The organism is Spirillospora sp. NPDC048819 (assembly GCF_040650055.1).
Classification (GTDB): domain Bacteria; phylum Actinomycetota; class Actinomycetes; order Streptosporangiales; family Streptosporangiaceae; genus Spirillospora.
This window is the reverse complement of record NZ_JBEZGN010000066.1, coordinates 14208-29673: the sequence shown is the minus strand read 5'-3', so window position 1 is coordinate 29673 and position 15466 is coordinate 14208. Positions and strand designations below refer to the sequence as shown.

11 protein-coding genes and 1 pseudogene are annotated in these 15466 nt (G+C 69.9%); 2 read left to right on the top strand and 10 right to left on the bottom strand.

Translation table 11 applies throughout. The annotated features are described in order from the left end of the window. From AB0C35_RS44405 to AB0C35_RS44380, 6 genes and pseudogenes are all read right to left on the bottom strand, one after another. A pseudogene (locus AB0C35_RS44405) lies at nt 1–470 on the bottom strand (site-specific integrase); the annotation flags it as partial. Between the two features lie 456 nt (nt 471–926). Then, nucleotides 927–2165 carry an FUSC family protein gene (locus AB0C35_RS44400; protein WP_358470149.1) on the bottom strand — a complete coding sequence of 413 codons (1239 nt, stop codon included), beginning with the start codon at nt 2163–2165 and terminating at the stop codon, nt 927–929. Between the two features lie 20 nt (nt 2166–2185). Then, nucleotides 2186–3778 (bottom strand): FAD-dependent oxidoreductase, encoded by a 1593-nt coding sequence (locus AB0C35_RS44395; RefSeq protein WP_358470146.1) that lies wholly within the window; start codon nt 3776–3778, stop codon nt 2186–2188. After that, nucleotides 3762–4148, bottom strand: coding sequence for a thioredoxin (gene trxA / locus AB0C35_RS44390; protein ID WP_358470143.1), 387 nt, complete (start codon nt 4146–4148; stop codon nt 3762–3764). The genes AB0C35_RS44395 and trxA overlap by 17 nt, the downstream gene beginning before the upstream one ends. Nucleotides 4149–4227: 79 nt before the next feature. Then, nucleotides 4228–4677, bottom strand: coding sequence for an Hsp20/alpha crystallin family protein (locus AB0C35_RS44385; protein WP_358470140.1), 450 nt, complete (start codon nt 4675–4677; stop codon nt 4228–4230). Between the two features lie 103 nt (nt 4678–4780). Then, on the bottom strand, nt 4781–6355 hold the full coding sequence (locus tag AB0C35_RS44380) for a Na+/H+ antiporter (protein WP_358470137.1): 1575 nt from the start codon (nt 6353–6355) through the stop codon (nt 4781–4783). A gap of 173 nt (nt 6356–6528) precedes the next feature. On the opposite strand from AB0C35_RS44380, the gene AB0C35_RS44375 reads away from it, so the two are divergent. Next, nucleotides 6529–9063, top strand: coding sequence for a LuxR C-terminal-related transcriptional regulator (locus AB0C35_RS44375; protein ID WP_358470134.1), 2535 nt, complete (start codon nt 6529–6531; stop codon nt 9061–9063). Here AB0C35_RS44375 and AB0C35_RS44370 read toward each other — a convergent pair. Both AB0C35_RS44370 and AB0C35_RS44365 read right to left on the bottom strand, forming a co-directional pair. After that, nucleotides 9051–9335, bottom strand: coding sequence for a hypothetical protein (locus tag AB0C35_RS44370; protein WP_358470131.1), 285 nt, complete (start codon nt 9333–9335; stop codon nt 9051–9053). The genes AB0C35_RS44375 and AB0C35_RS44370 overlap by 13 nt on opposite strands. Continuing rightward, on the bottom strand, nt 9332–11233 hold the full coding sequence (locus tag AB0C35_RS44365; RefSeq protein WP_358470128.1) for an MFS transporter: 1902 nt from the start codon (nt 11231–11233) through the stop codon (nt 9332–9334). Before AB0C35_RS44365 ends, AB0C35_RS44370 begins: the two co-directional genes overlap by 4 nt. 187 nt (nt 11234–11420) lie before the next feature. Here AB0C35_RS44365 and AB0C35_RS44360 point away from each other — a divergent pair, with 187 nt between their 5' ends. Next, nucleotides 11421–11852, top strand: a complete 432-nt coding sequence (locus AB0C35_RS44360) for a DUF2267 domain-containing protein (protein WP_358470125.1) — start codon at nt 11421–11423, stop codon at nt 11850–11852. Here AB0C35_RS44360 and AB0C35_RS44355 read toward each other — a convergent pair. Both AB0C35_RS44355 and AB0C35_RS44350 read right to left on the bottom strand, forming a co-directional pair. Further along, nucleotides 11839–14688 (bottom strand): AAA family ATPase, encoded by a 2850-nt coding sequence (locus AB0C35_RS44355; protein ID WP_358470122.1) that lies wholly within the window; start codon nt 14686–14688, stop codon nt 11839–11841. The two genes, AB0C35_RS44360 and AB0C35_RS44355, sit on opposite strands and share 14 nt — an antisense overlap. Before the next feature lie 131 nt (nt 14689–14819). Further along, complete coding sequence (locus AB0C35_RS44350; RefSeq protein ID WP_358470119.1) at nt 14820–15269, bottom strand: DUF1931 family protein; 450 nt, start codon at nt 15267–15269, stop codon at nt 14820–14822. Between the last annotated feature and the right edge of the window lie 197 nt (nt 15270–15466).

Below are 15466 nucleotides of genomic sequence, written 5' to 3'. Positions count from 1 at the left end.
AGCGCGATGAGGTGGTAGGCGGCGTACAGCCGATGGCTTCGGATGCCGTTGAGGAACTGCGCGGTCTGCGCGACCGTCCACACCGCCACGCTCGGGCGCTCCCCCGTCCGCCGCCACTGCTCGACCCGACCCGCAGTCCACACCACCGCACGCGGCCGCCGCGCCGATGGAAGCACCACCAGCGACGCCGGGTTCTCCTCGATCAACCCCGCCCGCAGCGCAGCATTCATCGCCGCACGCAACGTCGCCCGAATCCGGTGCAGCGTCGCCGCCGTAACCGGCCGCCCCCTCTGTTCGTGGTCGTGCGCGATCGTGGCCAGCATCCGCTCCACCTGCCCGACCGACACCTCCGCCACCAGCAGATCACCCAGCAACGGCTCCAGATAACGCTCCACGTGATCGGCGTAACCGGCCACCGTCGACGCCGCACCCGGATGGTTCGCCAACCACCGCCCCAGCCACTCCGCCACCGTCAACGCACTGCCCGCCGGCCCACGCAACCGACGCAACTCCTCCTCAGCCGCCTTCCGGGTGAGGAACCCGCCCCGCCGAACCCGCCGACGGATCCCGCCCGGACCGCTTCCCAGTTCCAGCCGCAGATACCAGCTCCCGTGGCTCCGCTCCATCGCCAGCCGGGGGCATCTGCCACCCACCGCCCGGCCCGAAACCCGATCTTCACACCCACACCGGCGGTACACGCCACCAGCACCTCGAACACGTCCCATCCGACCATCGTGCGCTCCACCGGACCACCCCAGGCGAAACAACGCCACCCGCTACGTCCACTCCTGCACGACAGCCTTGGACCTCGTCACAGAAGCCGGTACGGCTCACCTTCGGCAAACTGATCTCGTTGGGCTCGACAGTGGCCTGAACGACGCTCCCTGTCGAAGGGCGCTCGACGACTTGTCGACGGCGAGTGCGGGTCAGGAGCGTATTCGACGAAGGTCGGTTCGCCGCCGGATCGGGCTGAGCGTGGCGGGCGGCGAAGGCTTGGGAATGTGGAGTCGGCGACTCGGGCGCCTTGCCGCTCGCGTTCGTCGCCCGGACTCCAGTTCGCTTCTCAGGCGGTCCAGGTGGACGAGGAGCTCACCATGGAGCGGCCAGTCGGGGCTGTCGGCCCGCAGCATCTCGGTCAACTTGACGCGCTCTTCCCGCGCGGCGTCCAGGTGGGAGGCGAGCGGGTCCTCGAGGTCGGTGTTTCCTGTGGCGAACTGCTGCCGGCGCATTCGCCCGTAGGTGCCCAGCGCCGAGGCCAGGTGTCTCATGGTCGTGGCCAGCAGGGCGCGGGTTTCGCTCTTGGACAGGGGGTCCTCGCGCCACTGCTCAGGTTCGTTGGCGTGGTCGGCGAGGCAGCGTGCGAGGCCGCGGATGGTGACTCCGCAGTGTTCCAGTGCGACCAAGGTCTCCCGCAACGCCACCATTGACCGCAGCATTCCGACGCCCTGCGGGTTGAGGCGGATGCTCTCCTCGGCGTGTACGAGTTCGCCGTCCACGCGTTGAACTTCGCGGGTGAGAGAGCGGGCCTGGGAGAGCAATTCGTCGAAAGTGTGTGGCTCGGGGCGTTTTTCCACCGCGTCGGCGATGTCGTGGAGGTGACGGGCCATGGTGCCGCTGAGGTCCTCCAGCGCCTCCTCGGCTGCTTGGATCTTGATGGGCGAGGTCAGGATCCCGGCGACCAGGCCGGTGAGCGCGCCGACGAGGGTCTCCACGATCCGCCCCGTGGCCGCGGCGCCGGTTTCGAGGGACAGGATGAGCATGGCGCTGATCGGCACCTCGAGGATGTAGTTGCCGAGCCGCATTACGAATCCGCAGATCAGTGCGGCCGTGATGGCCAGGCCCAGGCTCCACCAGCTGAATCCCAGCTGGCTGGACAGCAGTGCTGCGACCATCACACCGACGACGACGCTGACGACGCGTTGCCAGACATGGTGGATGGTCTGGTACAGCGTGACCTGGACGACGAGGAGTGCGGTCAGAGGGGCGAGTACGGGCCTTGGGCTGGTAGCGGGCAGCCATGACGCGAATTGAAATGCAAGAACCGCTGTCACGGTGAGGCGGGCGATCACGATGGCCGTGGGCTGTGTGCGCAGCCGCTTCAGTCGCACTCGCACCGGCGTGACGGCAGTGCGGGCCGCCGCACGTATCCGCTGGTCGCCGCTCATCTCATGCCCCGGACGGCCGGTCATTTATTCAGGCGCTCGAACGCCAGGCGGACGGCCATCGCTCCCTCTCCCACCGCAGAGGCGACCCGCTTGACCGAGCCGCTCCGCACGTCACCCGCGGCCAGCACGCCGGGGAGGTTGGTCTCCAGCGGCAGGGCCTGTGGGCCGCCGGTGCGCACATATCCCTTGTCATCGAGGTCGACCGTGCCGGACAACCAGGCGACGCAGGGGTCGGCTCCGATGAAGACGAACAATGCGCGTACCTTGAAGCGGCGGACTTCTCCGGTCCGGTTGTTCTTCGTGACGACTTCCTCCAGGAGATCGTGACCGTGCAGTTCACGGATCTCGGTGTGCAGGAACACGTCGATCTCGGGGCAGTGCTCGATCCGGTCGATGAGGTAGCGCGACATGTTCTCGCCGAGATCTGCGCCCCGGACGAAGAGCAACACGCGGGTGGCGTGCCGGGCCAGGAAGACGGCCGCCTGACCCGCCGAGTTGCCGCCGCCGACGATGGCCACCGGCACGTCCCGGCAGTGCAGCGCCTCGACCTGGGTGGCCGCGAAGTACACGCCGGCACCGTCGTAGTCGTCCAGGTGCGGGACGTCCAGCCGGCGGTAGTGGGCGCCGGTCGCGATGACGACCGTGCGGCCGGACAGTTCGCCGCCTCCGTCGAGGTCGACGGTGTACCGGCCGTTGCCCGCCCGCAGCCCCGTGGCGGCACCGGGCACGTGAAGTTTGGCCCCGAATTCTCTTGCCTGGATGACTGCCCGTTCGGTCAGCTCCGCACCCGAGATGCCGGCGGGGAAACCGAGGTAGTTCTCGATCTTGGACGACGTCCCGGCCTGCCCTCCGGTGGCGATGGCATCGACGACCATCGTGTCCAGCCCCTCCGAGGAGCCGTACACGGCCGCGGCCAGCCCGGCGGGGCCCGCGCCGATGACGAGCATGTCGTGCGCCGAGGGGGCCGGTGCCGGTGGCGGTAGCCCGAGCAGCCGGAGGAGTTCGTCGTCGCCCGGATTGCGCAGCACCCGCTCACCGTTCAGGATCACGACGGGTGTTTCCGACGCCGGTACGCCGAGCTCCATGAGCAGTGATTCGGCGTCCTCGTCGTCCTCGACGTCGATCCACCGGTGCGGCAGTCGGTTGCGCGCGGCGAAGTCGCGCAGTCGCAGGCAGCGGGGAGAGAAGCGCGAGCCGATGATCCGCAGCCCGGCGCCGTGCTCAATGAGCAGGGAGCGCCGGATGAGGAACGCGCGCAGGACGAGGTCGCCGAACCAGAGTTCCCGGCCGGCCAGCTCGCGCAGCCGTCGTGGCGGCACCGCGATCACCTCACCGGGTTCCTCGACGCGGGCGGTGAGGAACGGGGGCTGACCGGTCAGCAGGCCGAGCTCGCCGAGGAAGCGTCCCGGTCCGTGCATTCGGATGATCTCGCCCTTGTCGAGCATCGCCACCGTCCCGGACACGAGCAGGAAGAAGTCGTAGTCACAGTCTCCTTCCGAGAAGAGGACGTCGCCGCGGCGGGTCGGGCGTCGTTCTCCGTATGCCGCGACCAGCCCGATCTGCTCCCGGTCGAGTCGGGGGTAGGCGCCGTACAGATCAGGTGTCTCTTCCAAGGGCTTCCCCCACCCACGTTCGGAGCGGACCGGCGAATACGGCGCCCGCTCTCCGGTCGATCACCTTCCCGTCGCGCATCAGCAGCAGCGTGGGAACGGCACGCACGGCGAAGCGCTCCTGTATCTTCGGCGCCCGGTCGATGTCGATTTTCACGAGCTTCAGCCGCCCGGCCATCTCGTGGGCGATGCGCTCCAGTACCGGGCTGACCGTGCGGCACGGCGCGCACCAGGCCGCCCACAGGTCGACGATGACCGGGACCGAGGAGCGTTCGGCAACCTCGGTGAAGTCCTCGTCTCCGGCGTCTGCGATCCACGGGAGCGGCCGGTGACAATTGCCGCAGACTGGACTGCCGTCGGCGGCGGCCGGCACACGGTTCTTCGTGCCGCAGTGCTCGCAACGGACGATCATCGGCCTCTCCCGCGGGTGTGGGCGGCGTGCGCCGTACGGGTCAGCCCTTGACCTCGATGTGGCGGTCCTTTTCGGTCGTGGCCTTGGGGACCGTCACGGTGAGCACGCCGTCGCCGAGGTTCGCGTCGACCCGCTCGGCATCGATGTCACCGGGCAGGTACACGCGGTACTCGAACCGGCCGGTGCGCCGCTGCTTGCGGTGCCGCAGCCCACGACTCTCCTGCTCCTTGACCTCCCCGGTGATGGTCAGCTCCCGGTCGTGCAGCGATACGTCGATCTCGTCCTTCTTCAGGCCGGGAAGTTCGGTCTCGATCACGTAGGCGTCGTCGGTCTCGCTCACGTCCGCCGCGGGCGCCCAGGGCATCTCCGTGGCGGTACCGGCGAAAACCGCGTTGACCAGCTGTTCCATCTGCTCGTAGAGGGGGTCGAACGCCCGTGGCCTCGGGTTGAGCATCGTGTCTCCGGGGCGGCGGATGCTGGGCAGTGCCATCGTCTGATCCTCTCGTTGGACGTTCTCTGATTTGCGACGTTGCCCGTCCGGCCGGTCCGGCACATCCTCAGAGTTGACAGGTCCGGGAGGGTGCGGCTCCCGGTCAGCCGACTTCCCGGATGTCGGGGTCCTCGAGATCGAGCCATCGGTCCACGGCCCGCAGGACCTCGGCGCTGATCTTGCCTTTGGAGTAGAGCCGGCGCAGCTTCTCGCGCTGCGTCCGCACCAGTTCGCGGCGGAGGCCGAGGACGTCGGTGACCTCCTCGTCGAGGTCCTCGCCGAACTCGGTGCGAATCTGGTCCAGGAGATCCTCGTACAGCTGGCGGAAGGTCCTGGCGGTGCGATCGTCGACCTCGCCGTTCTCGATGAGCTCGTCGAGCCGTGCCAGGGCGGCGTCCACTACGGCCTTCCGCGCCTCCTGGTACTCGATCCGGACCTGGTCGGACTCGGCCAGGCCGAGCCGTCTCAGCAGGCCGGGCAGCGTGGTCGCACACCCGATCAGGGCGATGAACACGACGGCGCCGATCACGAAGAGCCGCTCGCCGCGCCGGTCCGGCGGCAGGCCCGGTGCGGACACGGGCAGGGACAGCACGATCGCCAGTGAGATCGCGCCTCGCATGCCGCTCCAGCCGATCACGAGCCGGTCGCGCCAGGGCAGATGGTCGAAGGCGATGTGCCGGCCGGGCAGGTACCGGGAGAGCGGGAAGACGAACTGCGTCCAGGCCAGCCGCAGGGCCACGATGACGGCCGTGACCGCCACCGCGCCGAGGATCGCCGACGACCATGCCGCGCCGGTCAGCCCGCGCACGATGACGCGTATCTCAAGGCCGAGCAGCACGAACAGCGCCGACTCCAGGAGGAAGACCAGCACCTGCCAGAACAGCTGCCCGGGCAGCCGGGACGCCGGCTGGAGCATGCCCTCTCCGCGGGTGCCGAGGTAGAAGCCCGCGCAGACGGCGGCGAGTACCCCGGAGAAGCCGAGCTCCTCGGCCGGGACGAACGCGAGGTACGGCGTCAGCAGGGACACGATGATCTGGCTGCCGGGATCGCGGATCCGGCGGCGGAGGCGGGACGCGATGAAACCCACCGCGAGGCCGTACGCCACACCGCCGGCGACGACCTCGGCCAGCCGCGCGATGCCGTGGCCGACGGTGAAGGGCGTCGTCAGCGCCTCGACGGCCAGCACGAAGGCGGTGAGCGCGACGGCGTCGTTGATGAGGTTCTCCCCTTCGACGATGGTCACGATCCGGCCCGGCGCGTTCAGCCGCTTCATGATCGAGATCGCGGCGACGGGGTCGGTGGGGGCGACGGCGGCGCCGAGGGCGATGGCGGCCGCCCAGCCCAGGTCGGGCAGGATCCACCGCAGGACCGCGGCGACTGCGAGGGTGGTCACCGTCGTCAGGCCGATCGCGAGCGCCGTGATCGGCACGGCATCCGCCTTCGCCTCGCGCGGGGCGCTGAAGAAGGCGGCGTAGTAGACGAGCGGAGGCAGGAAGCCCAGCAGCACCACTTCCGGTGGCAGCTCGATCTCGGGCATACCGGGCAGGAACGCCGCCGCTGCGCCGAGTACGACGAGAAGGATCGCGTCGGGCACCCCTATACGCGCGGCCAGGGCCCGGGAGAGCAGTACCACGGCCGTGATGGCCAGGCCGACGATGAACAGGGATTCCGGACCCATGATCGCGGCCTTCCCCGGAGAGGCCCCGTCCAGCCGAACACGCAGGTAGGGAAATGTCCAAGCGGAACTGATTCTCCGGTGACCACTGCCGGGTCACCTCGAGGGCGCTCAGTGTCGGCTGCTACCCGTACTGAGGATACGAGGCGCCTGGCGGCACGCGCAGGGTGGTGGGCGTGACCGAGGTACCACTGCTGGGTTCGAAGCTGGAGGTGCCCGCCCCTCCACCGGGGCTGGTGGAGCGTCCACGCCTCGGCCGCGTTCTCGACACCGGGCTGCGACGGCCGTTGACGCTGGTGAACGCTCCGCCCGGCTGGGGGAAGTCCGTGCTGCTGAGCTGGTGGACGAGGGCGACGGACCTCCGGGTCGGCTGGCTCGGCGTCGAAGACGGGGACGACCCCCGGTTCTGGTCCTATCTGCGGGCGGCGCTGAACTCTGCGGGAGGATTCGCGGGCGACGCCCTGCCGTCGCCGGACGAGGCGCCCCATGAAGTGTTCTTGGCCCGGCTGGCGGCCGTGCTGGCCGGATCTGCCGAACCCGTGGGCGTCGTCCTCGACGATTTCCATCGGATACGCGACCCGCGGGTCCTCAAGGGGCTAGAGTATCTGGTCCAGCACGCCGGGCGGGCACTACGGATGATCATCGTGACGCGCGGTGGCCCGGGACCTCCACTGGCGCGCTTGCGGCTCGCCGGCGCGGTCACCGTGCTGGAGGCCGCGGAGCTTTCGTTCACCATGGCGGAGACCGTCGAACTGCTGGCCGCACTGGGCCTGGAACTGCCTGGCCGATACACGCGCATGCTGCTCCAGCGCACAGAGGGCTGGCCGGCGGGCCTGCGGCTCGCGGGGCTGTCCATGCGAGGACACTGTGATCCGCTGCGCTTCGTCGACGGGCTGACCGGCGCCCACGAGACCATCGCGAGCTATTTCGCCTCGGAAGTGCTGGACGGTCTCGACGGCGGGCATCTGGAGGTCCTGCTGTGCGGCTCTGTGCTGGAACAGCTCACCGGCAGCCTGGCGGACGCCCTCACCGGCCGATCGGACGGTGAACGGATCCTGGCCGAACTGTGGGATGCGGGCGCCTTCCTCGACCCGGCCGGTGACCGGCGCTCTTCGTATCGCTGCCACCGTCTTCTCGGTGAGTTCCTCCGCCGTGAGCTGGCCAGGCGTGCGCCACGGCGAGTCCCCGACCTGCATCGGCGCGCGGCCGCCTGGTACGCCGCACGAGGCTCGTCCCAGGAGGCGCTCCAGCACGCCCTCCTGTCCCTGGACTGGCGGATGGCCACGGACCTGCTGGCCGACCACTGGCCCGATCTCGTTCTGTCGGATTCGGACCCACCGCTCTGGGCGTCCGACCCCGCGCCGCCGGAAGCGGCGCTTCGCGATAACCCGGATCTTGCGCTGGCCTGCGCAGTGAATCAGCAGATTCTCGGTGATCGGCGAGGAACCGACCGCTACCTGCGGCTCGCCGACGACCACGCCGCCGAGGCCGGCGATGACAAGGCCGCGGCGATCCGCCTGACACGGTCGGTGGCGGCGGGGGACGTCGCCGCGACGTTCTCCCAGGCGTCACGGCTCCTCGCGCACCGGGAGGACGGCGAAGGCGCCCGTTCCGTCGCCCTTTCCGCACTCGGCACGGCCCGGCTGGCGACCGGGGACCTGCGCACGGCGGAAAGGGCACTGGACGACGGGCTGGCCGCGGCCGAGCGCGCCGGCCTGGACCGGGCCCGGGCGGTGTGCCTCAGCAGGCTCGCCGTGGCCCGTGCCCTGCTCGGCGAACTCCATCTCGCGGGGCAGACCGCTCAGGATTCACTCGGCTTCACCGCGGCACCCGGAGTTTGCGGGTACGCCTATCTCGCGTTGGCGATCACGCACCACGAGTGGGGCGACGGGAACGAGGCCGCGCGGTACCTGGAGCTCGCGGAGAGTTCCGGTGACCGGCTGCTCGCCGCGCTGATCAGCATCGTCCGGCTGTGGTCGCTTCAGGCGGGCGAATACCGCTCCCACGCGGACGAGGTACTGCGCGAGGCCCGCCACCAACTCACCGGCTGGGCGGCGCCGACGTACATCGCCCACCGGTTCACCGCTGCCGAGGCGGCGCTGCGGACGAGCCTCGGGGACACCGGCACGGCCGCCCGGCTCCTGACCGACAAGGCAGGGGCATCGAGCGGCTCGGCGCCGCTGGCGGTGGCGCTCGCGCGCATGCAGCTGAAGGACGGCGATCCGGACACGGCGATACTGACGGCCGCCGGCGCGCCGAACGGTGAATTGGGGCTCAGCCTGGAAGCGGGCCTGCTGGAAGCGTTGGCCGCCGACCGTCTCGGCCATGACCGGCACGCGTCCACGACCCTGGAGAGGACCCTGCAACTTGCCGATCATGAGCGGTTCAAGGGTGTGTTCCTCCGCGAGGGCCGGGCCGCGCGGCGGCTGCTGAGCGCCCACCTGGACTCGGGGACGGCTTGCTGGCCGTTCGTCATGGAGATCGTCGGATGCGCCGCCGAACGGACGGACGGCCCCGTCGCACCGCTGACCGAGCGGGAGCTGACGGTGCTGCGGTATCTGCAGAGCGTCCTGACGACCGAGGAGATCGCGGCCGAGCTGCACCTCTCGGTCAACACCGTGAAGACGCACACGCGCCACATCTACCGGAAGCTCACCGCCTCCCGGCGCCGGGAGGCGGTGCGCAAGGCCCGGGAGGCTCAGCTTCTCTGACCGCCGCCGCGACCGCCCTCTGGCCCGCTGCGGCGGCGGTTGCGGAAGGCCCGGAGCAGGCGGAGCGGGAACAGCCCGATCAGCGGGGCGCGCCTGCCGAGATCCTCCCGGTCCTCCCGGTCGAAGGCACGGGCGTAACGGGCGGCGTCCAGGGCCGTCTCGTACTCCTTGGACCCTCCGGCACCGCATCCCCGGTCGCAGGTCCACACCAGCGTGTTCCCCTCACTGGTGAACCGCGGACGATGGCCGAGAAGGCGGCAGGCGAGCGTCATTCCTCGTCCCTCCCCGAGTCTCCGGGGCCGTACCTGTTGCGCGGCAGCCGCCGCAGGCGCCCCTCCCGGGTCGCCTCATCCAGGGCGCGCCTGAACCGGCCGGGGCCCCAGCCTCGGGCGCCGACCCGCTCCGCCAGGTCGCGCCGCTCCACCGGGCCGTCCTCGGTCGCGTGGGCGAGGTCGTCGATCTCACGGTCGAGTTCCTGCTCGGCGACCGCCGTCGACCGGCTCGGAGTGCCTGTGGTTCCCATCATTCCTGGCGAGTAGGTCTGCGAGCCCCCAGGGCCGGGACGGAAGCGCTGCGGCCCCGTCATCTCGCGCTTGCGGCGCCGGGCTGCACGCTCCCGGGCGCGGCGATCGCGTTCGGCGGCCAGGCGCCTGTCCTCCGGCGCCAGTTCCCGCTTCAGTTCGGACCGCCGGAGGCTCTCCTGCTCCTGCGGTGTGGCGGCGTCGGCCTCCTCCGCGGTCAGCGGACGGGCGATGTTCTCCAGGGACTGCTGTTCAGCGCGGACACCGAAGATCAGCTCGGCGAACCCGCCCAGCATCATCGCTCCGCACCCGATGAAGAACCCGAGAGCGACCAGGTCCAGCCGGCCGCTGCCGATGAACTGGCCGAAGAGCGCCGGGCCGGTGATCCCGCCGATCGCGGTGCCGACGGCGAAGAACAGGGCGATGGCGAGGGCGCGGGTCTCCATCGGGAAGATCTCGCTGACCGTCAGGTAGGCGGAGCTGGCCCCGGCCGACGCGACGAAGAAGCTCAGCGCGACGAGGATGATGAACGTCGTCGAGGTCAGCATGTCCGCCATGAGCAGGGCGGCCGTCGTCGCGATCAGCGCCGCGGAGCCGAAGTAGGTGCCGGCGATCATCGGCTTGCGTCCGACGGTGTCGAAGAGGCGTCCGAGCACCAGCGGCCCCATCAGGTTGCCGAGCGCGAACGCGGCCATGAAGTAGGGCACCGTGCCGGACGCGATGTCGAAGAAGTCGCTGAGGATCGTGCCCAGGTCGAACGTGACGGCGTTGTACATGAACGCCTGCCCGACGAACAGCGAGAGCCCGAGCACGGTGCGGTTGGGGTAGCGCTTGGCCGTCACGCGGGCGATCTCACCGAAGCTGATCGACCTGCGCTGGCGCACGGTGATGCTGTGCGCCGGGGGCGGCAGCGGCTCCCTCATCTCAGCCCGGACCTCCCGTTCGATCCGGTCGACGATCCGTTCCGCCTCATCCGCACGTCCATGGATGAACAGCCAGCGGGGGCTTTCGGGGACGTTCCGGCGCACCAGCATGATCCCCAGCCCGAGGACTCCGCCGATGGCGAAGGCCAGCCGCCAGCCGAGATCCGCCGACAGCAGGGCATCGTTGAGGAGCAGCACGCTGCCGAGGCTTCCGATGGCCGCGCCCAGCCAGTAGCTGCCGTTGATGGCGAGGTCCACCTGGCCGCGGTTGCGGGCGGGGATCAGCTCGTCGATGGCCGAGTTGATGGCCGCGTACTCACCGCCGATACCGGCGCCGGTGAGGAAACGGAACAGGAACAGGTACCACGCCTCGGTCGCGAACGCGGTCGCCACGGTCGCCACCAGGTACAGCCCCAGTGTGAGCATGAACAGTTTCTTGCGTCCGAAGCGGTCGGTGAGTTGGCCGAAGAAGAGCGCGCCCAGGCATGCGCCGGCGACGTAGAAGGCCGCGGCGGTGCCTATGTCGCCGCTCGAGATGTCGATCCCGCTGCCCGGCTCGGTCATCCGGGCGGCGATCGAACCCACGATCGTGACCTCCAACCCGTCCAGGATCCAGACGGTGCCGAGGCCGATCACGATCTTCCAGTGGAACCTCGACCAGGGCAGGCGATCCAGCCGAGAGGGAATCTGAGTCTGGATCGTGCCCGTTTCGCTGGCAGTTGTCATTTCTTACCCCCTTGAAAGGCAGGTCGCTGCCATCGACCAGCGTCCGGACAAGGGGGTGAGCGGGCATCGCCCAGGCCGGGTGAACCGGGCCCATTCCGGCATCACCCTGACCGGGTGACGCGTTCTCACCCGGTCCAGCGCGACGCTCTGGAACGGAAGGTCCTCCTCATCCGGAAGGCAGGCTGACATGAGCGCTACGGGATTCCCGACCTTCGACAAGACCATCGACAAGACGAATCGGGTGCTGAAGGAGATCGAACATGCCTACGGGTGGCCAAAGGAACAGCGGAACGTGTCCTATGACGCGTTGCGCGCGGTGCTGCACGCCTTGCGCGACCGGCTGACCGTGGACGAATGTGCGCATCTGGCCGCCCAGCTGCCTTTGCTGGTCCGCGGCGTTCACTACGAGGGCTGGGACCCCAGCCGGGTGCCGGTGAAAATGAACAAGGAGGAGTTCCTCCAGCGCGTCCGGGGCGGCTTCCCGCATGAGGTCGGCGGTGATATGGAGCGGCTGGTCTCCACCGTCCTGCAGGCGCTGCGGCAGTACGTCACAGAAGGCGAATGGGAGGACATCAAGTCCAGCATTTCCCGGGATCTGCGTCCGCTCATTCCGGTCTAGGGGGTCGGCGGGCAAGGGGCGACCCGGCCTCCGTGCCGTCGTCAAGCTCCTTGGAACGCGCGTCGGGAACGTCGTCGGAATGTTCGAGGACCTGGCGTGCCAGCTCGACGCGCGAGCGGACGTCGAGTTTGCGGAAGACCTGCCGCAGGTGGAATGCGACGGTGTGGACGCTGATGAACAGCTGATCGGCGATCTTCTGGTTGGTGAGCCCCTGGGCGACGAGCCCGGAGATCCGCTGCTCGGCCCCGGTGAGGCTGGCCCAGCCGCTCGCGGGCCGGTCTCGGCGGTTCCAGTGCCGGCGGCGTTCCCCCATGCGCCGTAGGCGCCCCCGGATCCGGGCCGCGTCCCGCTCGGCGCCGGCCGCCACGTAGCAGGACAGGGCCTCGTCGAACCACTGGATCGTCCGGCCGCGCGCACCGTCCGGTCCGCCGAGCAGGATGCCGAGGTCCTCGTAGGCGGAGGCGCACGCCCATCGGTCGGCGTGGTCGGCGGCGGCGTTACGCAGGAGGCCCGGGTCGCCGTGCAGCAACCCGCGAGCGTGCTCGGCGGCGGCGGCCAGGCTGGGCAGCCCCGGGTTCATCCCGGCGAGCCGGTCGGCCGCCGCGACGACCTCCTCGGCCGGTCCGGCCTCACCCGCCGCGACCGCCGTCCGTACCAGCCAGGCCGCCGCCGTCGGGTCGCAGGTGAGGGCCCGGCTGTGCTCGGCCAGTTCGTCGAGGAGCCGACTCAACGCGGTCATGGCGGCCCGCGGCCCGTCGCAAGCCTCGGTAACCTGCGCCCGGATCAGCTCGCTTCGGGTCAGGTCGAACGGGGCAGGTGCCGGGCCGCCCGCGTCCTCCTCACCGCGGGAGTGCTCGATGGCCGTTTCAAGATCGCCGGAGCGCAGTGCCGCGACGGACAGCGCGGACCGGGCGGAGGCGCTCAGCAGGCGCGCGCCGACCGCGTCGGCCGCCTCCAGAGCCGCCCTCGCCTCGCGGATCGCCTCTTCTGGGCGGCCCTCCGCGAGATCGATGCGTGATCGCACGATCGCCGGTCCGGCCGCCCAGCCGTCCCGGCCGATCCCGTCGGCCCCGCCGGTTCCGAGCACCATCGTCCGCCGTGCCTCGTCCATGAGCCTGACGTCCACCAGCAATGCGGCCAGGACCAGGCCGGGATGAAGTCGGCAATCCCGTACGCCGTCGTTGGAAGCCTGCCGCACGCCCATCCGCGCGAGGCCGAGCGCGTCGTCCAGCTCGCCCTTGTCCCAACCGTTCAACGCGAGGACGATGAGCGCTCCGGCGAGCAGGCCCTGGCCGGGCGCGTCACCCGCCTTGACGAAGGCTTTGGCCCGGTCCAGTACGCCCGCGCTCTCGGGCAGGCCGGTGTCGGCTTGCAGGAGGGCGAGATCGGCGCGGTCGCGCACCTCGTCCGGCAGATCCGGCATGTCCAGCACGGCCCTGGCCGTGTCCGACGCCCTGGCGGCCTCGCCCATCGGCACCAGGACCAGGGACAGCGCGGTCAGCAGTTCGGCGGTGGACGGGCCGGACGCGCAGTGGTCGAGCGCGGCCTCCGCGAGTTCCGCGGCTTCCACCAGGTCACCGGCGGCGACGAGCGTGCGCATCGCCGTCATCGTGCGTGCGAACCACTGCGGGTCGGCGAGCTCGGTGAGATCGAGCGCCCGGCGTATCAGCTCGGCGGCGACCGCCGGGTGGGTGTCGAGCATCTCCGCGCTCGCTCGGTCCAGGTTTGGGAGGACCTCCGGGACGCCTGGGACGGCCCCCGCCATGAGGTGGGCCGCCGCGGCCTTCACCCGACCGCCGTGCTCCAGCAGCGTCCTGCCGATCTGTACGTGCAGCGCCTGCCGGACGGGATCGGGTATATCCGTGATCACCGACTCGCGCACCACGTCGTGCCGGAACGCAAGAGCGTCCTCATGCGTGGTCAGCAACCCGGTCGCCAGCATCGCCTCCAGTGACGGCAGCAGGTCGGCGGGGGTGACGCCCAGCAAGTCGGCGGCGACCAGTGGGTGGAACGCGGGCCCCAGCATCGCAGCGACCTCAAGGAGCCGCCGGGCCGCCGGATCCAGATCATGCAGCCGCTCCTGGATGACGAGGCGGACCCGCTCCGGCATCCTGGACGTAACGAGGTGAGCGTAACCGTGGGAGATCGCCACCCCGCCCTCGTCGCTCAGTCCGTTCATCAGCTCGAGAAGCAGTAGCGGATTGCCGCCCGCCCCGCCCGCGAGCACGAGCAGGTCGGGATCGGGGCGCGCCCCCAGAGCGGCGGTGACCAGGTCGGAGACGGCCTCACCCGGCAGCGGGCGGAGCTGGACCAAGACCGCGCCGGCCGCCTGCAGCCGAAGGAACAGCCGATCGAGCTCGGCGCCACCGGAGCCGGTGCGGCGCGCGAGTATCCAGCACACGGGAGACGACGCCAGCCGGATCGGCAGCGTCCGCAGACCGAGGATCGTGGCCGGCTCGGCCCATTGAAGATCGTCCAGCACGACCAGCAGCGGGGTGGTGCGGGCCCGCTGCTCCAGCGCGGCCTGCAGCCGTTCGGCCGACCGGTCCTGTCCGCCGGCCGTCGGCGATCGCGGGCCGGGCTCGTCGAGCACCGGCAGCAACAGCTCCAAGGCCGCGGGCCGACACAGTTCAGGGGCCGTGTCCGCCACCACCGCGAAGCCTCTGCCGACGGCCGTCCGGGCGGCCTCCTCAAGCAAACGGGTCCGCCCGATGCCGGGCTCTCCCTCGACGAGCATGACCCTTGGGCCGTCAACGCGCGCCAACAACTCGTCGATGCTCACTCGTTCCCGTTGGCGACCAAAGGTCGTGCCCCGCGTCGGCGGCCTCCCGTCCATACCGGGAACGTCCCCTGGATGCGCCGGAACGATACGTGACCGTCAACCCGGCAATTCCCTTCTTGCGTCATCACAAACCAAGATCGGGCAAAGGCGGGTCAAGTGCCAGAGCCGGTCAACGGCATTCCGGGTCACAAGAGCAGATCGAAGATCCGCTGGACCCCTTGCCACTGCAGGGTCTGCGGGTTGCGCCGGTCCGGATACATGATCCGGAAGGCCTGCGACAGTGCGTGGGTAAGGCCGCCCGCGATCTCGGAGAGTTTCTCGTCGATGATGTCGCTGACCGCGAGATCCAGTGGTGGCCGCCTCGCCAGCAGATCCAGGATCGGTTCGACCTCGATCTCCTCGTCCAGCCGGCGGAACCGGTGAATGCTCTCCTGCAGGCCCTTTGTGATCGGCAGGTCGAACGGCTCGATGATGTCGCGTCCGTTCGCCTTCGCCTTCGCCTGTCCGATGAGGAGCAGGTCGTACAGCTTGGCGTCGAGGAACTCGTGGTAGCGCCGCAGATCGTTCTTATCGACGTCCAGCCCGGCGGCCGCCCTGAAGAAGCGCTCGAACCTGCTGATTCCCATCACAGCCATGCAGCCACCTCGCGTGTCGTCTCCTGCCGAAAAGGAGGAAAAGGAGTCCTCTTCAGCCTTCCCGCCCGAGGGGATCGTCACATCGTCAGATCTTGTAGGGCCGACTTCGTGCGACCAGGCCGTGCGCCCGGGCCAGTCAGGGGTCCGACCTGCGTGCTCGCCCGCCCGGTCGCCTCCCGTTCACGGCGCGTTCACGG

Coding starts and splice junctions, on each gene's coding strand:
- AB0C35_RS44400 (WP_358470149.1), bottom strand. CDS start 2,165: ATGAGCGGCGACCAGCGGATACGTGCGGCGGCCCGCACTGCCGTCACG.
- AB0C35_RS44385 (WP_358470140.1), bottom strand. CDS start 4,677: ATGGCACTGCCCAGCATCCGCCGCCCCGGAGACACGATGCTCAACCCG.
- AB0C35_RS44380 (WP_358470137.1), bottom strand. CDS start 6,355: ATGGGTCCGGAATCCCTGTTCATCGTCGGCCTGGCCATCACGGCCGTG.
- AB0C35_RS44370 (WP_358470131.1), bottom strand. CDS start 9,335: ATGACGCTCGCCTGCCGCCTTCTCGGCCATCGTCCGCGGTTCACCAGT.
- AB0C35_RS44365 (WP_358470128.1), bottom strand. CDS start 11,233: ATGACAACTGCCAGCGAAACGGGCACGATCCAGACTCAGATTCCCTCT.
- AB0C35_RS44360 (WP_358470125.1), top strand. CDS start 11,421: ATGAGCGCTACGGGATTCCCGACCTTCGACAAGACCATCGACAAGACG.
- AB0C35_RS44355 (WP_358470122.1), bottom strand. CDS start 14,688: ATGGACGGGAGGCCGCCGACGCGGGGCACGACCTTTGGTCGCCAACGG.
- AB0C35_RS44350 (WP_358470119.1), bottom strand. CDS start 15,269: ATGGCTGTGATGGGAATCAGCAGGTTCGAGCGCTTCTTCAGGGCGGCC.